The 23,563-nt window shown below is 38.3% G+C and carries 19 protein-coding genes and 1 pseudogene; 7 read left to right on the forward strand and 13 right to left on the reverse strand.

Features of this window, described 5'->3' with window-relative positions:
• Nucleotides 1–822 (forward strand): helix-turn-helix domain-containing protein (locus BLT18_RS13865; protein ID WP_139184745.1); only part of this gene is annotated, 822 nt, incomplete at its 5' end.
• A 375-nt stretch (nt 823–1,197) separates the two neighbouring features.
• Here BLT18_RS13865 and BLT18_RS13870 read toward each other — a convergent pair.
• The 5 genes from BLT18_RS13870 to BLT18_RS13890 all read right to left on the reverse strand — a co-directional run bounded on the left by BLT18_RS13870 (nt 1,198) and on the right by BLT18_RS13890 (nt 8,466).
• Nucleotides 1,198–1,395: a hypothetical protein gene (locus BLT18_RS13870; RefSeq protein WP_091275252.1), complete on the reverse strand. Its 198-nt coding sequence runs from the start codon at nt 1,393–1,395 to the stop codon at nt 1,198–1,200.
• A 364-nt stretch (nt 1,396–1,759) separates the two neighbouring features.
• Nucleotides 1,760–3,286 (reverse strand): malate:quinone oxidoreductase, encoded by a 1,527-nt coding sequence (locus BLT18_RS13875; protein ID WP_091275256.1) that lies wholly within the window; start codon nt 3,284–3,286, stop codon nt 1,760–1,762.
• A 386-nt stretch (nt 3,287–3,672) separates the two neighbouring features.
• Complete coding sequence (gene putP, locus BLT18_RS13880; protein WP_091275259.1) at nt 3,673–5,145, reverse strand: sodium/proline symporter PutP; 1,473 nt, start codon at nt 5,143–5,145, stop codon at nt 3,673–3,675.
• Nucleotides 5,146–5,933: 788 nt separating this feature from the next.
• Nucleotides 5,934–7,130 carry a YheC/YheD family protein gene (locus BLT18_RS13885; RefSeq protein WP_091275261.1) on the reverse strand — a complete coding sequence of 399 codons (1,197 nt, stop codon included), beginning with the start codon at nt 7,128–7,130 and terminating at the stop codon, nt 5,934–5,936.
• 289 nt (nt 7,131–7,419) lie between these two features.
• A complete protein-coding gene (locus BLT18_RS13890) occupies nt 7,420–8,466 on the reverse strand; it encodes a helix-turn-helix transcriptional regulator (protein WP_091275264.1) in 1,047 nt (348 codons plus the stop codon).
• Between the two features lie 155 nt (nt 8,467–8,621).
• On the opposite strand from BLT18_RS13890, the gene BLT18_RS13895 reads away from it, so the two are divergent.
• The 4 genes from BLT18_RS13895 (at nt 8,622) to BLT18_RS13910 (ending at nt 12,578) form a co-directional block, all read left to right on the forward strand.
• Complete coding sequence (locus BLT18_RS13895; RefSeq protein ID WP_091275266.1) at nt 8,622–10,088, forward strand: amidase family protein; 1,467 nt, start codon at nt 8,622–8,624, stop codon at nt 10,086–10,088.
• Between the two features lie 302 nt (nt 10,089–10,390).
• The gene (locus BLT18_RS13900) at nt 10,391–11,305 is read left to right on the forward strand and encodes a LysR family transcriptional regulator (protein ID WP_091275268.1); all 915 of its coding nucleotides are present in this window, start codon (nt 10,391–10,393) and stop codon (nt 11,303–11,305) included.
• 356 nt (nt 11,306–11,661) lie between these two features.
• Nucleotides 11,662–12,177 carry an acyl-CoA thioesterase gene (locus tag BLT18_RS13905; RefSeq protein WP_091275270.1) on the forward strand — a complete coding sequence of 172 codons (516 nt, stop codon included), beginning with the start codon at nt 11,662–11,664 and terminating at the stop codon, nt 12,175–12,177.
• A gap of 26 nt (nt 12,178–12,203) precedes the next feature.
• Nucleotides 12,204–12,578: a hypothetical protein gene (locus BLT18_RS13910; protein ID WP_091275273.1), complete on the forward strand. Its 375-nt coding sequence runs from the start codon at nt 12,204–12,206 to the stop codon at nt 12,576–12,578.
• A gap of 235 nt (nt 12,579–12,813) precedes the next feature.
• Here the strand turns inward: BLT18_RS13910 and BLT18_RS13915 are convergent, their stop codons facing one another.
• The 7 genes from BLT18_RS13915 to BLT18_RS13945 all read right to left on the reverse strand — a co-directional run bounded on the left by BLT18_RS13915 (nt 12,814) and on the right by BLT18_RS13945 (nt 19,415).
• Nucleotides 12,814–13,362: an NADPH-dependent FMN reductase gene (locus BLT18_RS13915; protein ID WP_091275279.1), complete on the reverse strand. Its 549-nt coding sequence runs from the start codon at nt 13,360–13,362 to the stop codon at nt 12,814–12,816.
• Between the two features lie 75 nt (nt 13,363–13,437).
• Entirely contained in the window at nt 13,438–15,018 is a 1,581-nt protein-coding gene (locus BLT18_RS13920; RefSeq protein ID WP_091275281.1) for an ATP-dependent acyl-CoA ligase, read from the reverse strand.
• A gap of 57 nt (nt 15,019–15,075) precedes the next feature.
• Nucleotides 15,076–15,612, reverse strand: a complete 537-nt coding sequence (locus BLT18_RS13925) for a glutathione peroxidase (RefSeq protein WP_091275284.1) — start codon at nt 15,610–15,612, stop codon at nt 15,076–15,078.
• 24 nt (nt 15,613–15,636) lie between these two features.
• A complete protein-coding gene (locus BLT18_RS13930; protein ID WP_091275286.1) occupies nt 15,637–16,983 on the reverse strand; it encodes an MFS transporter in 1,347 nt (448 codons plus the stop codon).
• A gap of 301 nt (nt 16,984–17,284) precedes the next feature.
• Nucleotides 17,285–18,412 (reverse strand): amidohydrolase family protein, encoded by a 1,128-nt coding sequence (locus BLT18_RS13935; RefSeq protein WP_091275289.1) that lies wholly within the window; start codon nt 18,410–18,412, stop codon nt 17,285–17,287.
• 47 nt (nt 18,413–18,459) lie between these two features.
• Nucleotides 18,460–18,807 carry a Rieske (2Fe-2S) protein gene (locus tag BLT18_RS13940; RefSeq protein ID WP_091275291.1) on the reverse strand — a complete coding sequence of 116 codons (348 nt, stop codon included), beginning with the start codon at nt 18,805–18,807 and terminating at the stop codon, nt 18,460–18,462.
• Between the two features lie 131 nt (nt 18,808–18,938).
• Entirely contained in the window at nt 18,939–19,415 is a 477-nt protein-coding gene (locus tag BLT18_RS13945) for a nuclear transport factor 2 family protein (RefSeq protein ID WP_091275294.1), read from the reverse strand.
• A gap of 443 nt (nt 19,416–19,858) precedes the next feature.
• On the opposite strand from BLT18_RS13945, the gene BLT18_RS13950 reads away from it, so the two are divergent.
• Together BLT18_RS13950 and BLT18_RS18790 are read left to right on the forward strand one after the other, a co-directional pair.
• Nucleotides 19,859–20,911, forward strand: a complete 1,053-nt coding sequence (locus tag BLT18_RS13950; RefSeq protein ID WP_091275296.1) for a zinc-dependent alcohol dehydrogenase family protein — start codon at nt 19,859–19,861, stop codon at nt 20,909–20,911.
• A gap of 748 nt (nt 20,912–21,659) precedes the next feature.
• Nucleotides 21,660–22,021 (forward strand): annotated as a pseudogene (locus BLT18_RS18790) (transposase).
• A 365-nt stretch (nt 22,022–22,386) separates the two neighbouring features.
• On the opposite strand, the gene BLT18_RS13965 reads toward BLT18_RS18790, so the two are convergent.
• Nucleotides 22,387–23,454 carry an LLM class flavin-dependent oxidoreductase gene (locus BLT18_RS13965; RefSeq protein ID WP_091275302.1) on the reverse strand — a complete coding sequence of 356 codons (1,068 nt, stop codon included), beginning with the start codon at nt 23,452–23,454 and terminating at the stop codon, nt 22,387–22,389.
• Nucleotides 23,455–23,563: the final 109 nt, after the last annotated feature.

Genomic DNA, 23,563 nt, shown 5'->3' on the forward strand with positions numbered 1-23,563 from the left:
ACCTCGCTACGATATAAAAGCTATTATGTTAAAGATATTGAGGACATAAGAGTTGCCTATGAATCTTTTTTTCAATTAAAAATATATAATTTTTTCTGCCGCGAAGCTGATGTCTTAACTTTCGATTATATTGAAAACACAAAAGAAGAAGTGAATTATTACTCAGTTAACAGTCTGCTTCAAGAAATAAAAGAAACAATTAATTATAATATTGTTGATCCAAAATTAATGAATTTAATTGAAAAATTATTTTTTAAAAAAATTAAACCCAGTTTAAGTTACAACTTATATTATTATTGTTATACATTTTTATCATCCATACTAATGGATAAGTATCATAGGGACTATAGTAAAGATCTGTTGCAAAGCCACTCACCGCAAGAACTTTTTTTTTCGTCCATCGAACAAAAGTATAATGAATTTATTGAACTGCTTCATTTAATAAAAGGAGACCCTTCTAATCGACATATGATAAAAAACCCTATTGTTTTTCAGGCAATAGACCTGGTGCACAACCAATATCAAAACAGTATTTCTATTAATTATATGGCTAAACATTTAAACGTTAGTCAGCCGTACTTAAGTCAAATATTTACTAAAGAAATGGGAATTTCCCTACAAAAATACTTAATTACTTATAGAATGCAGAAAGCAAAAGATATGATATCTACCAGCCATGATCCTATTTATTCTATTGCCGCAAAGGTGGGTTACTTGGATGTAAAACATTTCTCCAAAACGTTTAAAAAAGTAACAGGCTTCTCTCCTATGCAGTACAAAAAAACACTTCAACAAAGTGGAAAAGGTAGAAGTGTATGCTAATATGAGAGCATACCGACAAACACCTTCCCATACGTTCACAAAGAACATATGGGAAGGTATTTCTATCATTACATTATCCCAGTAATATTGTTCAGTAAGCCGGTAAGTTTCGATTCAAAATTAGTGAATAAGAAAATCTATTATTCTTAATCAGTAAAGCACTAGTTTAAGAAGAAATTGTGGATGAAGTATGCTAATAACTAACGTCCTTATCGTCTTTTAGAACTTACTATCACTCACTTATGATATCTAAGCGTGTCAATAAAATCTTCAATATACATTCAGATCAAATCTTATTTCCAATCCCCATATCAATAGACGTGAAATCAATTGAAAGGACAACTTATTAACCACTTGCCATAACTATAACCACTTTTAAATGATGTAGCGCCAAACCAGCACAATAATACCAATAACAACGATTCCTATCGGAAGCCAGATAATATAAATACTAAACAAATTTGCTAAGCTTGACTCGCTGCTGTAGTTTTTATCTTCTACCTGAGTCAGTACAAAGGTAATGACAGCCGCTATAACACAAGTAATTATTGCAAGAATTAAAGAAAAAGTCATTCTCTTCCTCTCCTTTTATATTTGCTAATCTGCTTTCACCATTATAAATAGCAGCGACTGCTTTTTCTTCCATTCAAGTATAAAGAAGGTCGGAACTTTCGTATTTTGTATGTTCTCATTTTCTGAAATCCCAACAAACATGGCAGAGCCTAAAAAAAGGAACCTTCAATCTCCTGCCAGATCAAAGGTTCTTCGTCTTGTTTCTAATGACATGCTGTTATCTGCTCCATTTTTTTCTGTTTGTTTGATGTAACCTCTGCTTTTTTGAGCATTGTGTTTTCCGTTTTTCCATTCATACAAACAACACTCTTATGCTGCGTATACTTTTTCCTGTAACAGCTCAGTTTCTGTGTTCTGCCGCTGATTAACTAAACACTGGCTCTTCTTCTTGCAGACTATCATTCTCCGCTTCATTTAAGCCCAGTGCCTGCGCCGTGGAAGCATGGACCTCGCGCAGAAGCTCCGGATTTTCCATGAGAGACAAGCCATAAGAAGGAATCATTTCTTTGATCTTTGGCTCCCATTCTTTCATTTGTTCCGGGAAACATTTTTCAATAACTTCAAGCATCACATGAACAGCGGTCGAAGCGCCTGGAGAAGCTCCTAGTAACGCAGCAATCGAACCGTCAGAATCTGTAATTAATTCCGTACCAAATTGAAGAGTCCCTTTACCGCCAGCTTCTGTATCTTTGATAACTTGTACACGTTGTCCAGCTACGACTAAGTCCCAATCCTCTGACTTAGCGTTTGGAATAAACTCTCGCAGCTCTTCCATACGCTGTTCTTTTGACAACATGACTTGCTGAATCAAATATTTTGTCAATGGCATTTCTTTCGCCCCTGCTGCCAGCATCGTTAAGACATTATTCGGTTTGACAGAAGTAACTAAATCCAATAAAGAACCAGTCTTTAAAAACTTTGGCGAGAAGCCGGCAAATGGCCCAAACAGCAGCGACTTCTTATTGTCGATATACCTTGTGTCAAGATGCGGGACGGACATAGGCGGGGCACCAACTTTGGCTTTCCCATATACTTTTGCATGGTGCTTCTCCACAACATCCGGATTATTACACACCATAAATAAACCGCTGACCGGGAATCCGCCAATATGCTTCCCTTCCGGAATTCCGGATTTTTGCAGTAAATGGATACTGCCTCCACCAGCTCCTATAAAGACAAACTTGGCTGTATGACGCTCAACCGTACCGCTATCAAGATTACGTATTTTCATCTCCCACAAGCCATCGCTCGTGCGCTTGATATCATCCACACTGTGTTTGTAGTTGATATCGACACCTTGCTTTTCTAAGTGACCGAACAACACACGCGTTAACGCACCAAAATTCACGTCTGTTCCAGAGTCGATTTTTGTTGCTGCTATCGGCTCATCCGACGTACGTTCCTGCATAACAAGCGGAATCCATTCTTCCAGAGCTTTTGGATCATCAGAAAACTCCATTCCTTGGAAAAGAGGGTTTTTTGTAAGCGCTTCAAAACGATTCTTCAAAAACTTTACATTTTGCTCCCCTTGTACCAAACTCATATGAGGCAGCGGCATGATAAAATCATGCGGATTATGTATTAGCTTTCTGTTAACAAGATAAGACCAAAACTGCATTGAAACCTGAAACTGCTCATTAATTTTTACCGCCTTACTAATGTCTACAGAGCCGTCTTCTTTTTCGCTCGTGTAGTTCAGCTCACACAATGCTGCATGTCCTGTTCCTGCATTGTTCCATTCATTGGAACTTTCTTCCCCTGCATCCGCGAGCTTCTCAAAAACCTTTACTTCCCAGTCTGGTGCTAATTCTTTCAAAAGTGTTCCTAACGTTGCACTCATGACTCCGGCGCCAATTAAAATGACGTCTGTTTTGGTTTCTCTGTTGCTCATTTTTATCAACCTTTTCCTCTAGAATTGCAGAAAAGATGCAAGCGTCACACCAAATGAAAGCGAAGCCACACCTTTTCTATGTGGATTGTACTTATATCACAGCATATAACAGTTATTATAGATGACCATTTACTATTATATGATAATTTGACAATATTTAAAAGGTGGTAAAAGGTAGAAGTCCGTCATAAGTGGATGGAAGACCAGCGACTGCGTAAATGTTATCATTTTATACTAAACAGCTTCTTCCACATTCTAGTTCAAGGCAATCAGCTATATGCCTGCGAGAAAAGCAGCACCGGAGCATTCCTGAAGTATAAAGACCCCCGCTTCTCACAGCCCACAAGGGGACGAAGCGGGGGCAGTTCAAGCATTCATTGCTTCTTTCATTTCCCGTGAACAGCATCATACTCATCAAGAATATCCTGGCTTGGTTTTTTATCTATCAAACTTACCACAATAATAGCAATCATCCCCAAAACAAATCCTGAAACGATTTCGTACAAATCAAATAACCCTCCCTCAACTTGGGCCCAAAGAATCATAGTCACTCCTCCAACGATCATTCCAGCCAAGGCTCCCCATCTTGTCATCCGCTTCCAAAATAGAGAAAGAATAATCACAGGTCCGAACGCAGCTCCAAACCCGGCCCATGCATAACCAACCAAATCAAGGATGGTGCTGTCCGGATTATAAGCAAGAAATGTTGCAACAAGGGCAATGCCTAATACGCCAAACCGGCCTACCCATACCAATTCACGTTCGGTCGCTCTCGGCCTCAATAATCCTTTATAAAAATCTTCCGCTAACGCACTCGATGAAACGAGAAGCTGGGAGTCAACCGTACTCATAATCGCTGCTAAGATGGCCGCAAGCAAAAATCCAGCGACCCATGGGTTGAACAGAACTTGTGTAAAAATAATAAAGACGGTCTCTTCAGACCCCTCTGCAATCACTGTCCCTGGTCCGTTTCCTGTAAAGTAGGCAATGCCCACAAACCCGGTGAAAATAGATCCTAAAAGCGCAAAAACCATCCATGTCATGCCGATAAAACGTGCTTTCGGAATTTCTTTTTCCGAACGAATCGCCATGAACCTTGTAATAATATGAGGCTGGCCAAAATACCCTAATCCCCATGCCAGCATTGAAATAATCGAAATAACACTCATACCGGCAAATGCATCTAAATAATCTGGATTGACCTCTCCTGCATACTGAACAGTCTGCTGCCATCCATTCATTTCATTAATCGCGACAATCGGCACAACAATTAAAGCGAGAAACATCAAAATCCCTTGAAAAAAATCCGTCCAGCTAACAGCGAGAAATCCGCCAAGAAACGTGTATGTAATAATAATAATCGTTCCAACCCATAAAGCATTTTCATATGGCAGACCAAACGAAGATTCAAACAAACGAGCTCCACCAACTAACCCTGAAGATGTATAAAAGGTGAAGAATAACAATATAAAAACAGCCGAAACGATGCGTAAAACTTTTGTCCGATCGCGAAAACGGTTCTCGAGAAAGTCGGGAATCGTAATCGAATCGTTTGATTTTTCCGTATAACGGCGCAGCGGGCGGGCTATATACTGCCAATTCAAGTACGCACCAATAGCAAGCCCTACCGCAATCCACATTTCACTCATTCCATACATATAAATAGCACCAGGCAGAGCGAGTAACAACCAGCTGCTCATATCGGATGCTCCTGCACTTAAGGCTGCAACCCCGCCGCTGAGTTTACGTCCTCCGAGAACATAATCCGATAAGTTCGTTGTTAATCGGTAAAAGATAAGACCGATGCACAGCATTCCAACTAAATAAATAATAAATGTTAACAACGTAGGTAACGACATGAACTATTCTCCCTTCAACTTTGACCCAATATAAGAAACAAACGACAACACCACGAGCAGCGGCATTGGAATCAATAATAACAACCACGTGGCAAGCGGCAGTGAATATTCCACACTCAACCCCCCTTACTTTTTCATAACTATCATAGACAAATAACATGAGATGTAAAAACAGAGATATAAACAACATCACTGTATAATGAGTCCTTCTACTATTTATCCTCCACGAGAATCATTTTTATTATATAATTCCCTTTGTTACTACTGCAAATGACTATGACCACACCAGCCTCTCTAAACGTTTGCGATAATTGTCATGGCTTTTCCTGCATACTGCCACACATGTACCAATCAAAAAAATGTCCGTCCTCCTCAACAGACATTTAAGCAAAACTCGTTTTAAGAAAGAATGACGTTTTGTATGATTCGGTATGTATCATGCTTATCAATTTATACTCTTTCATCCTCTCTACGCCCGCTTTTTATCTACACTCCTCCAAACTCCTTATCCGCTTGTTATTACGACCTCTCATTCTTTTATTGTACGACAGCCCAAAATGAGGTATGTGACGTTTGCCCGACACCTCGTTAACATTGCGGATCAGCCGCCGAGCATTTACCGCTCCACCACAACATATTTTAATCATACATACAAACACTTGTAATCAGCATAAAAACCACTCATTTCTAGAAATGCATGCGCATCAAACCCGTTTGTGACAAGTGAAAGCAGCCACAAAACGGGTTTGATTTATTCTGAGTATTGATATCCGTGCAGGCAACACGCATTAATTTGCTTTTGCTGCCTTTTTTGTGTTTTCCTTGTGAAGATAATCAGCAAATTGCAGCACATTCGATAGGGATTTCTCTAACGCTTGACTGCCATGAGCTTTATAAAGCGACACTTTTACGCTTTGACTGTTGCATTCAATAAACTTAATATTGTCGTTCTGATCCAAAGCAAAATCAATTCCCATTTCCGCAAACATTCCATAATGATTTTCCGCTTCTTGATAAATCTTGTATAGAAACTCTTCGATATCAGACAATAGAGCAGCTTTTTTGTCAGATGATAATTTTAAACGTGTAAACAACTCATTGATTGTAACAGCTTTAGCATGTGTCGTTACTGGAGATTTTGCTTTCCCTACCCGGGCACTAATTCCGCAAATAGTGATCATTCCTGTTTCGTCCCGCTGCAATTCTGCACGTAAATCAACGCGTCTTTTATTAATTTCTAATAATGGAATAGCCTCTTGAATCATAAATGTTTTACCTTTATAGAAACTCTCAATAAAAGGAATTAATTCTTTCCGGCTTCTTGCCTGTATCGTCTCAACTTTTTTTGTGACAACGTTATAATACCTGTATCGATATTTTTTTGCCGATACTTTTTCTATTCGGATAACATTTTGACCTTTTCTTCCTGTCTTTCCTTTCAAATAAATAATCCGATGTTTTTTCAACATACTGTATAAATCACTTGGCTCTTTATACAAAATCGTTTCCTGTAAATATTTTTTTAAAGAATGGACTTTTTGAAAACGTTTATAAACATCCCAATTACCTAAAGAAGCTGGATTTAAGAAAATGGTGTTCCTTCTTTTACATTGCCGAAGAAATATATGATACGTTTTTTTATTTTTCTTCACTCCTCCCCGTCTATATAAAAAGTCCGGATATGGATAACGGGCTGTTTTAAACTTTCCTGCTTTATCATCATAATAAATCCCTCGTATCTCTTGTTTTTTGATATTAACTGTCATAACAGAAAAAAAATATAACCGGAATTTTATAGTCTCTTTGTTTACTTTAATTAACTTTTTCGTTCGAAAGTGAGCCTTTTGCTTCAATAGTTTTTGAAAATATTTATGTGAAATCAGTACGCCATAATAGGCCTGATCCTTTTTTTCTTTCGTTTTCTCCTTTATACTCACATTCCTTGGTTTTTCTAACGGTTTTAGTGGAGTAATCGTATCAGCCAATGGTAGTTCCCCTCTCCTTACAGTCGTATTTCTACTTTTACCTATATACAATTGACTCTACTATCTTATGCGCATTGGACATTTTACGGATAGATACTTATAGGAGGGAAAACACCTGTTTTCTAGTTATCCATTCAGGCGCACTTAGAACACGCTTATACACTAACCAACATCTCTGGTAATACAATACTCAGCATTCTAAACATTTCTCTTGCTTCTTCAAAAAAAGCAGTGTCACCGTTTTCTCATCTTCAGCAGGCAATGAATCATACAATCTTATTAGCGCTCTTTACAACCGAGCTTGTAATAATGCCCGGCTGTTCACCCCTGCTTTCCGGTAGATATTTCTTGTATGTTTGTTTACAGTATGAACACTAATGAATAATTTTTGGGATATTTCTTTAGACGTATATCCTTTCTTTAAGTAATAACAAATTTCTTTTTCACGTTCTGTTAATTTATCAAATATCTTGTCATTTTCTAATCTTTCTTCTGTCTTCGCTTTTTCTATAATAACAGCATAATGGCTTTCTTTAGATAGAAACACTTCCTTATGCGCAATAACCTGAATATTATAGCCTTGAAGCTGCAATTTAGACGAAGCGGTAAATTGATTAGAGAACATTGCTATTATATCTTTAATAAAACTGTCGATACTTTTATATAATGCCGTTTCTCTATGAATGTTCCAAACTGCTGGGTTCATATAAAGAACATCAAGCTTATCATCAAGGACAAGCAACCCTGTATTACTTTTATTGGCAAAAGCCTCCAATACCTCTTTTTCTTTACGCTCTTTTTCATACTCTTTTTCTAAATACAATAAATTCGATATAAATGGCGCAATCGCGCGAATTCTGTTTAGATCTCTCTCTGTAAATCTGTTTTCTGATCGCGACCTAGCTATGCCTATTGCTCCAACTAATGTATCCCGTGAATGAAGGAGGAGCACCATTTCATAGTAGTACCTGTGTTTTTTCATAAACTCTGTGTAGTAATTAGATGCCTCATACGTTTTCATAGGAATGACATCCTCTAATCGTAGAACAGTTTCTTTTCGATATGCATGCAGCAGCTTTTTAGGATGTAAATAGTCACGTTCATAAAAATAATTCAAATAATCCTCTACTAAATAATCACTAATGTAATGATTAAGCGGATCCGATAAGCTCCCTTCTTGATCAATTCTCCACAAAATGCTCGAGTGATATCCGAATATTTCTGAGAGTAAATGCTGCAAGCTGTGGGATCCTTTTTTAAAACTAGTGGACAAACCTGAAATCAATTTCATCACACGCTCATTATCAGATTTAGGTAAATGCACTGGAGAAACCATTAGAACCCCCGCCTTCTGATTTTTGGTACTTTATTTAGTACTTTTTTATTGCAAAATGGCTTATATCTGCCATTGTTGTACATGCTGTCTCTAATTTATCATAACATTATTCAGAATATTTTTAACAATATAATGAAAAAGGAGAGGACGGAAAAATGAGTGAAAAGTCTGTATACAAAGAAATAAACATTAAAAAAGAAGACAAGACAGAACTCTGGCAGTGGTCTGCATCTGAACTAGTGCGTGCGATTAAGGCCAGAAAGATTTCGTCCCGAGAAGTCGTGGAAAGCTCACTTGCCCGTATTGAACAAGTGAACCCTAAACTAAATGCACTTGTCGAGGTATATGGAGATGAAGCACTTCTAGCAGCAGATCAGGCCGATCAAGCTGTCCACTCCGGTAAGAACCTCGGCCCCCTTCATGGAGTACCAACATCCATTAAAATTAACAGTGACGAAAAAGGGAAGGCAACCACCAACGGAGTTGCAGCATTTAAAGAAAACATAGCGGCAGAAGACGCACCACATGTAGCCAATTTACGAAAAGCAGGAGCCATTTTTATTGGCAGGAACAATTCACCAGCTTTTTCATACCGCTGGTTTACTAATAATGATGTGCATGGCATGACCTTCAATCCATGGGACAAATCAAAAACTCCGGGGGGATCTAGCGGAGGCGCAGCAGCTGCTGTTGCAGCGGGAATGCTGCCCATTGCCCAAGGAAATGACATTGGCGGTTCAGTGAGATATCCTGCATATGCCTCTGGAATTTCTGGTCTTCGTCCAACTGCAGGAAGAGTACCAAGCCAATACGGGCCAGTGGACCAGGATCAGCCATTGTCCGTGCAGACAATGCTTACACAAGGACCATTAGCCCGAACAGTGGATGATTTACGTTTAGCATTGCAGGCCCTCAGTCCATTTGACCCTCGAGATCCCATTCATGCTTCTGTTCCTTTGGTTGGAGACTCTTTACGCAAGCCCATTCGTGTCGGTCTTTTAAAAGATGTAAATGCAGCTAAACCTGCTCCTGCAGTTGATAAAGCGCTTGACGATGCAGCAGCAAAATTAGCTGATGCAGGGTATGTGGTAGAAGAAGTAGACCTTCCTTTATTTGAAGAGGCGTACAAGCTTTGGTATTTGCTATGCATGGAAGAATTCCGCCAAATGATGCCGCTGGTAAATGAAGTAGGAGACCACGGAATGAAAACAGCTGCCGAACACTATTATGCGGTAGCAGAAGATTGGTGGGGCCCTTCCCCGGGATTAACAGAATATATGAATGGCTATGCACGAAGGGGAACACTCATTTCCAAGCTTCAAGAATTTTTGATAAAGTACCCAATTTTGTTAATGCCGGTGTCAGCTGAACAAGCATTTGAACAAAATGCTGACATTACAAGCGTCGAAAACATGAGACGTGTTATGGCGGCCCAGTGGTCAATGATGGCTGTTCCGTTACTCGGATTCCCAGCGTTATCTATATCAACATCCGTGGAAAACGGACTTCCGGTCGGTGTACAGCTATTAGGCAGAAGATTCCGGGAAGACACGATATTTGATGCTGCAGAAGTACTAGAAGCACATAGTAAAGTGCAAACTCCACTTGACCCGGCATGGTAAAAATAACGACAAAAAAGCGGGAAACCTTTCTGTTCCAGCAGCAGGTTTCCCTCTCTTTGTCTTGAAAGTTGATTGTTTAAACATAAATGCCGTTAAGTGCTTCCTCTACACATTATTGAATTTCTTTATGCGTGCTCGTAAAGGTTTGATCCCATTTACCTGACCTTTTTTAACAGCCATTTGTTTGTGATATGCTGGCTTTGCTTTATAATGAAGTAGAAAAAATCAACAAAGCAGCACACGAAAATCACTTCCCTGTTACTTAAGGCATTGTGTGCTTATGGAAAAAGGTGTTTGGCACAATGGAAATGAAGCATTTGGAATATTTTATTGAAGTCACCGATACTGGCAGTTTTACGCAGGCGGCAGAAAATCTGTATATTACGCAGCCTGCTCTCAGCAGAATTATTAAGTCATTGGAGAGTGAGCTGGGTGCCCCTCTTTTCATTCGTTCGAGAAAAAAGCTGCTGCTGACAGATGTCGGGCGTATCCTTTATAAACATGCTCAAGTCATTGAAAGGCAGCTCAGCCTTCTAGAAGCGGACATTGACAACTTATTAATACTGAAAAAAGGGCGTATTCGTTTAGGACTGCCTACCATTGTTAATTCCTTTTTTTTCTCTCAGCTTATGGCTTCCTTTCATCAACAGTACCCTGATGTGACGTTTCAATTAGAAGAAGATGGATCGAAGCGCATTGCAGAAAAGATTATGAATGATGACCTGGATTTCGGTGTCGTTGTTCTTCCTGAAAACCATGAGATGTTTAATTATTATAAATTTGTGCATGATCATTTAAAACTAGTGGTCCCCTTCTCTCATCGCCTGGCCGCGAAAGAAGAAATCGCCTTGCATGAATTAAAAGACGAATCATTTATCATGTTCAACCGGGACTTTGAGTTAAGAAACTTAATCCTCGAAGCTTGCATAGAAGAAGGCTTTGAACCAAATATCGTTTCTGAAACATCGCAATTGGATTTTATTGAAGAAATGGCGGCTTATAACCTTGGTATCACTCTTTTGCCGGAAAGTACTTGTATGGAGTTAACTAGTGATTTACAGACGATAACCATTGCTAACCCTAAAATAGAATGGAATCTTGCATTAATTTGGAAAAAAGATGCTTATTTGTCACAGGTTGCAAAAGAATTTATCAGATTTGCAAAACTCAAGCTGGTAAAAGAGAATAACCATGCTGATACCGACGAAGATGAATAAAGCAGACAGTCCCCCTATAAACTGCCTTCTCAAGCAGAGTGCGCAGCCAATATAAAAAAGCTAAACGACTTTAGCTCTATGTGCCAGCAGGCTAAGGGCGTTTAGTCTTTTTTTACAAGATTTACGGTCATTCCCCCTGGCTCCTGCCTTGTTTGCCCTCAAACGCTTCTTCCCCCGTACCCGTTACATAATAAAACAACAATACGTAACCCCGTGCACCCTGCGCTTCCTTTCTAAAAACCGCTTACATACTGATTCATTATAACCATCATGTGTGATTGGCATTGTACGTTAAAAGCTTCGCACCCTTATAATGATTTCTGTAACAACATGAATTTACTGCAAAGGTGATAATAATGGAATCCAAAAAAGTGAAAGAAACACGAGTCGTTCAAACAGACCAGGTTCTTATAAATGATTTGAACAATTACCATACTTTATTTGGTGGAGTTTTAATGAAAAAAATGGATGCCTGCGCAACACTTTCTGCCCGCAGACATTCCAGGATAAAAGAATGTGTGACCGCATCAACTGATTCTGTTAATTTCATTGAACCTATTCGTCAAAGTGATGCTGTTTGTATTGAATCATTTGTCAGTTACACCGGGAGTCGTTCAATGGAAATTTTCTGTAAGGTTGTAGCAGAAGATCTTGAAACAGCCAATAGACGCATTGCAGCTACTTCATTCTTGACTTTTGTTGCGCTTGATGAATACAAAAGGCCTGTTGAAGTGCCAAACGTTATACCGGAAACAGAAGAAGAAGCATTCCTTTTTGAAACTGGGAAAGAAAGAGAAAAAATCCGCAAATTGAAAAGACAGCAAAACAAAGAATTAATATCGCACCTCGAGTTGAAGAAGCCTTGGGACTAATACACCGTTATAAAAGGAGTGGTTGCATGATTACATCTCCAAGTTATCAGGAATTGTTAGAGGTAAAAAAAGCCATCGATGAATTAAATAATACGAACCCTGCTATTCACCAAAAATTCTTGAATGTTATTCAGCTTACACGTCAGATGCAATATGGATATCAATTTTTGGGCTGCTTCATGATGGATGAAGAGGCGGGAGATTTTCACCCCGTTGCTCAAGATGAGTATGTGTTATCTGTTTTTCATGAACAGGTAGAGAATGTAAAAACAGATCGAGATTTTCACCATTTACAAAGAATGCTGAATGAAAATAAACAGGTTAGCTATGCTAATATTTGCAAGATAGCATTAGGAACAAATCCAACATCACTGGTTGGGCCAACACTCATCCGAAAATAATAAAAACCTGTTGAAAAAGAAGCATGCTGCTGATTGGCAGATGCTTCTTTTACTACACTAAGGCTCTATCCTACAAGCACAATCACATTCATATACTATTAAAAAATAATGTTCCTGCCTTTGTGTTAAAGACTGTTTGAGAGAAATGCTTCATTAATATGGCTTCCCCCCTCAAACCATCTAAACTCTATTTCTAAATCATTATATTTAGCAGAATGAATGATTCTCGCATTCTTTAAGGAGAGGTAATTTTAGTTAAGTTTTTACCCATTAATACTAATTCATCTGCAAGCGCTGTCATTTTCTCCGCTGTTTTTTTATCAATAATTTTATTATTATCTCCAAAACTATTTCGATGAATCAGCATGTTATTTGTTGTCACATAGGCTTGATAATATCCGGCAATGGTTTTAAGCTGATTTTCAATGACAAAATAATGTTCACTAGATCCGCCTGTTGCCACAAAACCCATTACTTTTTTATGAAAGACAGAAGGAGGAATAAGATCCAGTGTATTTTTTAATGCTCCAGACATCGATGCATTAAAAATAGGTGTTCCAATAATATATACATCTGCATAGGACATTTTTTCAATTACTTTTCTTGTATCTGCATTATAATGATGTGCCTCTCGGCCATCACAAAATTCTATACTATATTCTCTTAAATCAATACATTCTGTTTCAACAGATGTATCTGCTTTTTTTACTTCCTCTAGTATGTGCTGTATAGCTACCGACGTTTTTGAACCTATAATGGTTCCAGACAGACCTATTATTTTCATATCAACCACTCCACATACTTGATTAATTGAAAAAGATTCACCACACTACTCCCCTGTCTCTTCACCCGCTATTCCTTACACTTTGTAGCCAACTAGTTCACGGTCCCACGTATCATCTGTCACTCCATCTTTTCGCAGTTTATATTTCTCAACTCTTAATGAAGTATTTTTAGGCAGTGCCTTCAAGTATCTAATATAACGAGGTACTGCAAAATCGGCTATGCGAGTTTTACAGTAATCAAGTAAATCTTCTGGCTTTAGATTATAACCATCTTTCACAGTAATCGCTGCAAGCACTTCTTCTTCTGAAAGTTCAGATGGGACTCCAATCACTGCAGATTCTTTCACCTTCGGGTGGTCATTCAAGACCCTTTCCACTTCATAGGATGAAATGTTTTCTCCTTTCCGCCGTACAACATCTTTCATTCTATCTAGAAAATAAAAATATCCCTCTTCATCCACCCAGCCCCGGTCTCCTGTATGAAACCAAAGATTTTGCCATGCTTTTACAGTCGCTTCTGACATTCCATAATATCCAGAGAACATAATAGAAGGCTCTTTCGGCCGCACGACAATTTCACCTGCTGTACCCGGCGGACATGGTTGATCGTTATCATCATGTATTTCGACTTCATATATCGGTACCGGCTTTCCGCAGGAACCTAATTTAAATGTATCAGCATGATTATAAATGGCCGTTCCTAACTCTGTTGAGCCGTAAACTTCAGAGATTTCTACTTGAAAACGTTCGATGAAATCATGATATATCTCTACTGGAGTGGGGGCCCCATATGCTTTTCTAACAGGGTTATCTGCATCATTTGGTTTTCTGGGCTGTTTCATCAGAATCGTCAGCATAGACCCCATAAAATTAAAAGAAGTGATTTGCTCCTTTCTGCAAATATCCCAAAATTTAGAAGCAGAAAACTTTTCATGCATGACTACGTCACAATCAGCCATGAGTGCTGTCAAAATAGTTGTGTAGCGGGCATTAATGTGGAACAGCGGAAATACAGTAAACAAACGATCTTCTGGTCCATAATCCATTAGATCACAAGCTGTCTGGGCAAGACTGAAATTTGCCCGGTGGCTTAAAATCACACCTTTAGAAGGTCCAGTTGTCCCTGACGTAAATAAAATAAGGGATGGATCCGTCGATTGAATGTCAACTTTCACGTGGGTATCCCTAGCATTCAGCATGAGGTTTTCATATGAATAAAAAGAAAAATTTTCCTCTTCAATCTCTACCTCTTCTCCTACCACAATGACATGTTGAAGATGTATTAATTCATCAGATAATTCTTTTACTCTCTCCACCCATTGGGAAGAAATTACTAGTGCTTTACATTCCGCTTTATTAAGAATATAAGCCAATAAATCTCCACGAAATGCGACATTAATGGGAACTTCTATGACACCTAGCCTTGCCAGCCCGACCCACATTGCTAAAAATTCAGGACTATTAGGAAGCATAACTGCACAGGTATCTCCCTTCGATAATCCCAAAGCAGCAATCACATGACTCACTTTATTTCCATTTTGATGCAGTTCTTGATACGTGAGATCATAGTTTTCAAATCGTATAAAACGTTCATATGGCTTGCTATCCGCACGATGTTCTACTATTTTTCCGAATGTCTCTACCCCTTCGTACATATTTCCCCCCCTAAGTCTTGATCAAAAATGTTTTCATAGCATAAAGATGTCAAAATATTATAATAATATTTTAATATCTTCTTCTAATTCCTCCGGTTCAACCGTAGGAGAATAACGCTTTACAACGTTTCCCTTCTTATCAACTAAAAATTTTGTGAAATTCCATCTAATGAGTGATCCTTCCAATAATTCTGGAACATTCTTTTGTAAATGATTGTACAAGCGGCTTTTTTTATCTAAATTAGTATCCTCACTGGCTTGTTCACGTAAATATTGATAAAGAGGGTGGGCGCCTTCTCCATTCACCTCTATTTTTTCAAATAACGGGAAGGTTACATTGTAATTCTTTGAGCAAAAACTTCTGATTTCTTCATTCGTTCCCGGCTCTTGGCCTCCAAACTGATCACAAGGGAATGCTAGTACAGTGAATCCGTTTTCCTTATATGTTCTATATAATTTTTCCAAACTTTCATATTGAGAAGTTAAACCACATTCACTAGCTGTGTTTACAATCAATAAAATATTATCCTTATATCTTTTCAAACTAACTTTTTGGCCGTTTGATAAACTTGCTTGGAATGAATATATCGACATTGTTATTTCTCCTTCATGAAATTGTTACTCAACTGCTTTTGTTTGGTACGCATGGACAACATTTCCGCCGTAAGAGTTACTATATTTATCTTGAACTAACCACATAGCCATTGCCGCAATAAACCCTGGTATAGCATAGGCGATAAAATTAATTTGAAGAGGAAGACTTAATTCGAGAATAATTCCCCCAACGGCTGGACCTATTATTGCTCCTATTCGCCCTAAACCAAGTGACGAACCGACGCCGGTAGACCGAACATAAGCTGGATAGAAGTTAGTAATATAAGCTAAATTAATAACCTGGGTCCCTTGTGAACCTGCTCCTGCTAGTGCAACCAAAAGATATAACAATACAATCCCTGGTTCCAAACCTAGTAAAACTAAACACAAACCACCACATGTAAAAAAAGTAACCAAAATTCTTTTGACACCAACGCGGTCAGCTAACCAACCTCCCCATACTTGACCTACTATAGCCCCAAAGTTTAAAGCAAACAGGAACGATAAACTTGATGTTAGCGGGTATCCTGCTTCTACCATGAGTTGAGGCAGCCAGGTACTCAGCCCATACATCATGTATAAAACACAAGCTGTCGCGATCCAGAATAGTATAGTTGAAAAGCCGCGTTTTTCTTCAAATAGCTTAGCCACTGGCATACCTTTTTGGGGTAAATCAATTTCATACGTATCTTCTTTTTCCGGAGTATAAGATGGATTAAGACGCTTTAAAATCTGACCTACTTGTTCATACTCTCCCTTTGCAATCAAAAAATTTAAAGACTCCGGCAAATACTTTATTAAAAATGGGGCAGCTAATAGAGGCAGACCTCCGATAAAAAACATCCATTCCCATCCAAGATTTGGAATCACATATATGCCTAACAAAGCTACAACAATCCCGCCAGTAGCAAAACCAACACAACTAAGACCGACCAGCATATTCCTCATGGATTTTGGGGCATATTCTGTCGTTAGTGCTATTACAATTGGCATGATTCCCCCTAATCCTAATCCACCTATGAAGCGGTAAATCGCAAAATCGATTACTCCCTGAGAGAAACCTTGTAATAATGTCATTAAATTAAAAAGAATAAAAGCAGAAACAACCACTTTCTTTCTTCCAAATTTATCAGCCAGTATTCCACAAGAAAATGCTCCTAATAAAGCACCAAACAAAGTCAAGCTTCCGATAAGACCAGCCGTACCCGATGCCATCCCCCATTCTTCAGTTAAACTAGGAATGACAGAACCAAGTACTGTCAAATCAAACCCATCACACCAAAGAATAAAGGCACACCACAGTAAAACTTTTAAATGAAAAGAATTAAATCTACTTTCATCTACCATCTGTGCTACATTTATCTTTCTCACGGACACCCTCTCCCTTTATAATTTCTTATTCTCCTATTTCATTTTAAATATTATATGAGGTACTAAACATTGAGAATAAGACCTATTTAAGGTATTAACTTGTAAGGATAGCAGCAGATGCTTCAATCAGCATCTGCTGTCATATGATAAACTATTAATCATACATTTTATTCCAATTCAAACAAATGGTAGTTCAAATTTTATTAAAAGCTGCTTATCGAACATCGTTATTCACAATGATACTCTAATAAATTGAAACCACTTCCAAAAAAATACTCTGATAAATATTGATAGAAACTTTCTATTTCATTGGATCCTCAAACCCATATAAATCAACTGCATTTTTATAAAGGATTTTATTTCTAACTTCAGCTGGCAGCTTAGCCAATGCTTGTTGTGGTGCATCGAATTCCCAATGCGGATAATCACTTGCAAACAAAATTTTATTTGTACCGATCATTTCAATGATTTGCAGTACGTGCTTCTCGTCTTCAGGGTGTTCAGGTTCAATAAAAGGTTGAGTACCAAACCACATATGTTCTCTTACCGTTTGGCTCGGCGGACGTTTCACCCATGGAACTTCTCTCCTCAAATTACGCCAGTGAGTATCCATCGTATACATTACACTTGGAAGCCATGCAAAACCGCCCTCGACAAATACCATGCGCAAATCGGGAAACTTTTCAAACACCCCGCCAAAAATGATACTTGAAATTTGATTTTGATACGTTAAACCATTATTGGTTTGGGTTTCAGGATAATAGTTTCCTCGAACGGGCAAAGCCTGAAATATTCCTCCGGGAACCGAAACATGAAAAGTACAGATGAGTCCATTTCGCACGGCTGCTTCCCATATTGGATGATACCGTTTGTCTCCCCATCCTCCATACGGGGAATGAATAGACAATCCTACTTGAATCATTTGTGGGTGGCTTCCTACACGGTCAATCTCACGTGCAGCTTCTTCTGGATCTTGAGATGCAATAACGACTGTACCTCGGAGGCTGGAGTCTTTCGATAACCAATGATCAATTTGCCAATCATTATAAGCTGAAGCTACAGCCGTCGCCATTTCATGTTGAGGAGAAGCCGCTAACATAAAGGTGGAATCTGGATATAGAATCGCATTTGCATAGTTATACTTATCCACCACTTGTTCTTTAAAGAAGCTAAGCGAAGAACATCCAAGACCTCCTTCAGGCGGAATACTATCCATACGGTGTCCTGCATTTGCAACAATAGCCATAACTGGTATACCGGGAAAAACACCCTTCCACTTAGCATCAGTCAAAAAATCTTTCCAATAGTCACTTAAATAAGGTAAAAGATCATCATAGCTTTTAGGATTGGGATGGACATCGACATCGATTACAGCTGTTTTACGCTTTTTGGTTTTTTGTTCTTCGCGTTTGTCAATAGTAGTAGCCATATTTTTCTCCCCTTCATCAATAAAAATAGTTTACCTAACCTTTCCATTTAGGCATATAAAACGACGTCATCGCCTTCGACTTTTACATCATATGTTTTCACTTTAATTTTCTCGTCATAAACGGAACAACCAGTTTCTACATCAAAACTCCAATGATGCCAAGGGCAATAAAGAACTTCTCCCTGCTTTTCATAGCAGTATTCTTTCACATCAGAAGGTGGAGCAGCTCCTCCCAGGGATCCTTTTCCTAACTCTGCTCCTTGGTGGGGACATCCGTTTCTAATAGCAAAAAACTTGTCTTCTTTTCTTACAACAACAATAGATGTTTTTTTAACTTGAAATATCTTCTTATCACCAGGCGGTATCTCATCTCTTTTGCATAACACATTTCTCATCAATGATCATAAACCTCCTTTGAAATAATTAACTTTGATAGTTATTATTTTGATTAATCACAAAAAACTTAGTGATTTTCATATTTATAATCATCCAAATATTATTCGTGTACTTGAACCGGAATACATGTCTACCCCTTTATTCTACTTTCTGGTTTATTTGACCATGGCTCTAGTACAGGTGTCATATAATGAATTCGTAATTTCCTCTCTGTAAACCTCCACTTGCCTGTGCGATTACTAAAACTATCATAATATGTCGCTGTTATAAGCAAAGGAACACCTTTTGCATTTGTAGCAGTAGCTTTTAGATCTGCAACAGCTGTGGCAGTTCCGTTACCTATATCAATTTCTATAACTGGATTTAAAGTATGATGATGATTCTCAAACATATTCTTCCAATTCATTTGTATTTTCTCTAAAATTTCTTGTTTATTTTTAGCCGCTGATGAAGGATCTCCTAACTCCCACACTGCATCTTCTTCCCAAACATCCGTAAATAATGGCTCATCTTCTTTGTCTATACCATGACAATAGTTAGCCATTACTTCTTTAATCTCTTCACGCGCTTCTAATTTCAATAATCTTGTTTCTAAACTCTTTGACATTTCTATTCACGACCTTTGTTGAAATTTATTACTTCTTAAAAATTCCTCATTCATGGTATAAAGCACCTCCTTCTTATTATTTTAAATATTTTGAATATATGGAATATATGGATAAATTATAAAGTAAAATAACCAATAAATCTATCCCCCCTAAAGTGTTGTCTCCCCCCTATATTTTTGGGGTTTAACAGCATCTTTTTGTTTTTTATAAGTTTCTTGATGATGAATCGCTTTAGAAAAAGGGATAGGTAAGTTTATTTTTACCTACACCAACCCTGTATTGATCCTGAGATTTAATTAACCTATAAAATCAGCATTACATCTGGATCGAAACCTCCCCCCATTTGGTGGATAACATCCACCCTAAATTAGTAATTTTCAGAATTAAATGAAAATAATATGATTACATTATAAGCTATTATGAAAGGACGAGTGAAACAATTATGAAAGCACTAGTGGTAACTGAATTAAAAAAAGATCTAGAAGTAATGAACATGCCTGACCCATCTTTGACTCCTGATGGGGTTGTTATCCAAGTAAAAGCTAATGGAATCTGTCGAAGTGACTGGCACTTATGGCAGGGAGATTTCAGCTGGGTTGGCTTAGACTTAGAGTTACCTCACATACTAGGACATGAATTTTCAGGGGTGGTTGAAGAGGTAGGAAAAAATGTCACAAAGATTAAAAAGGGAGACCGTGTGGTTGTACCGCATGCCCACGGAGACGGGACGTGTGAATATTGTATCACTGGTCATGCCAACTTGTGTGAAAACCCTGCGGTTGTTGGCGTAACTTATCACGGTGGGTTTGGTGAATTTGTACACGTTCCACATGCCGATCAAAATGTTATTCGTTTACCAGATAATGTAGGCTATGAAGCAGCAGCTGGTTTAGGCTGCCGGTTTATGACGGCTTTTCACGGCATTGTCGACCAAGTGAATGTCAAACCTGGTGAATGGGTTGCAGTTCATGGCTGCGGCGGGGTTGGACTTTCTTCCATCCACGTTGCTACCGCTATGGGAGCTAATGTTATTGCAGTAGATATCAACGACGAACCTTTAGCACTTGCCAAAGAACACGGTGCAAAAGTAACAATCAATGGAAAAGAAAAAGATGCAGTTAATGAAATAAAAGAATTAACGAAGGGAGGGGCTCACGTAGCCATAGATGCTTTAGGTATCACAGCAACTTGCCAGAATGCGATTTACAGTCTAAGAAAAAGAGGGCGTTTATTGCAATTAGGTATGACATCGAATTCCGAAAAAGGAATGATTCCTTTACCAATAGACTTAATAGTCACAACAGAACTTTCTGTAAATGGCTCTGCGAATATGCCTATATCACGCTTCCCAGATATGATGAGAATGGTTGAGGGCAACTTTTTGCAGCCAGAGAAACTGATTACAAGAACGGTTGGTTTAGAAGAAGCAGGTAAAGTACTAAAATCCATGAGTACTTTCCAAAGCCCGGGTGTCAGTGTTCTTAATAGATGGTAATAGTAATCACCATGCTCAGTTCTAGTCGATAGACTAGGACTTTTTTTCGTCATTTAATAAAATAACTGTCGTGGTTTTAAACAATCGTTATAAGAATTCTTTTTCTCCAAAAAAGCAAACAACTGCCTTCTCGAAATTCTCTTCACTAACTAAACTTTATCGTTATTATCGATTTTGAAATTCAATTCGGTGCCTAATAGTTTGTGTAAGTTCCTTGATACAAAAAAGAGGTAGGACACCCTCAAAATTAACGAGCAAACCAACTCGAGAGGAGATTCTCTACCTGTGTTCACTAGTATAGGATAAAATAACCTAAAAAATTAATTGGATGAAAGGGTCCGTCATTTCGTAAAAAAGAAACTAAAAACCATCATGAAAGAAGAACACGAAAGTTTCTTTGAAAACGAATACCTAGAACCGAAAAACCAAAAAACGGGATCTATATGCGTCAATTGGATATGAAATATGACCGTATAGAGAATCTTCAAGTCCCTCGTGATCAGTATATACCTTTCATACAGAAATATTCTCTCCTTATCAGCGTCGCGAACAATGGCTCGGAGCAACTACGTCATGATGTATCAGAAGGGCATGAGCACGTGTGAAATGAGTCATTTTTTGAACGCACCTTGGACCATTCGTATTCCATTTCCACTATCAGCCACATCACCAATATCGTTATAGAAGACGTAGAAGCCTGACAGAATCCCCCCTTCAAAAGCGTGGCTTGGAAGAAGTCCTTTTAGGCGTGTTTGATGGACTTGCCGGTTTAGAAGAAGCCATGAAAACCGTGTACCCAAAGGCTATTGTGCAGCGTTGTATCGTGCATAAAATGCGCAACGCTTTGAACCCCATCCCAAAGAAAAGCCAATGCCCATAATTGAAGAACTCAAGCCGATTTACCAAGCAAATTCTTTGGATAAAGCTGAAGAACGCTTAAAAGACTTCCGCGCTCAATGGCAAAAGAAAACACCCGAAGATTGTGAAAGGCTGCAAGGAAAACTTCTCCGTCCTGACTACCATCTTAAATTATCCGTTCGCCCCATAATTTATACGACCAACACGACCGAGCGCGCAATGAAGGAGGTTAAGAACGCACAAAGAGTATGAACAGGTTCCCCGCCGAACAGGCAAACCGTGTACCTGTAGGGCCCTCCATGGAATTCAGTACGGTCGTCCCAGCCTAAAAATATTTACGAACCAATATGGGGAAGGGCAAAACAAAGAACAACCTCCCCTTTAAGAAAACTCAACAAGTTATTCTTAAGATACTCTAAAAACATTACACAAACTTATTAACGGTACTAACATCCCTTCTTCTCTAATAATAGGAAACAATAAAAAATGCATTTTTTATACTATAGGCTTACTATTTAATACTTATATTGCATAACAACCATGAAGTAAATCACTGGTATTAACACATCCCCTGATTATTAACAATGGCACTTTTGGAAGATTCGTCACTATTTTGTTTATTGCCCAGTTTTTTGAGCGCTTCCTTTTTTAATATACGGTAATACTTCCTCAGCAAAGCGTTTCATTTGTTTCATCACTTTGTTGTGCTCCATGCCCCCCATTCTGAACCAACAAGATAAATTAGTAATACCCGCTTCTTCAACTGCCGCTAACCGGTCAATAGCATTTTTATTATTATCCAATAATACGATTCCTGCTTTATCTAATTCAGCTATATCCATCGAGCTATTGAACGTTTTCGCTACTTCTGCAAATTGTTCATAAGATTTTGGCACTGGTTGTCCGTCTGCTCCTGGAATCAAACTTAGAACTCTATTAAAGTAAACTTGCATTTCTTTTTCAACATTCCTTACCGCTTCATCAGGATCGTCTGCGATGTGCATTTGTAAGTTTAACAGAATATCTGGTGTAATTCCTTTTTGTATTAATCGTTCTCTAGTTTGCTTCGTATATCTCATAACTTCATCTAAAACCATAAGAGTTGGGGTTACCATAAATTCGCGGGCACCTTTTTCAACCATGTAATCAAACGATTCTGCACTTATAGCTGCGTAATAAAATGGTATTCTTTCTTGAATCGGTTTCGGTGTTAGTACAATATCTTCTACTTGGTAGTGTCTGCCGTAATAACTAAACGATTCATTACTGCTCCACAATCCTTGAATGATTTCAACCGCTTCCCAATACTTTTCTCGGGAATTTTCCATCGATATACCTAATCCTTTTGCTTCTTTTGGCTGATATCCTCGTCCTGATCCAAATTTTAAACGTCCTTCACTTAAAATATCTACCATTGCATAATCTTCAGCAATTCGCACCGGATTATTAAAGTTTAATATACTGACAGCAATACCTATATCGATTTTCTTAGTTAGTTGTGCAATAGCCGAAGCTGCAACCGCGGGTGAAGGCATACTACCATATTCGTTGAAATGATGTTCCGCTAACCAGACGCTTTCAAATCCTAACTCTTCTCCATATTGAATTTGCTCTAACATTTCGCGATATGCACGATCATGTTTCCCATCATGACACTCATTGACATAAAACATTCCTATTTTCATTTTCACAACATCCCCTTTTTATATATCCAGCTTTTATATAAACCACTGAAATTGTAAGGAAAGATTATTTATTCCAAAAGGTTGCCTTCACCAATACAAAAGGTTTACC

Origin of the sequence: Alteribacillus persepolensis, from assembly GCF_900099605.1 — a bacterium.
GTDB classification, from domain to species: domain Bacteria; phylum Bacillota; class Bacilli; order Bacillales; family Marinococcaceae; genus Alteribacillus; species Alteribacillus persepolensis.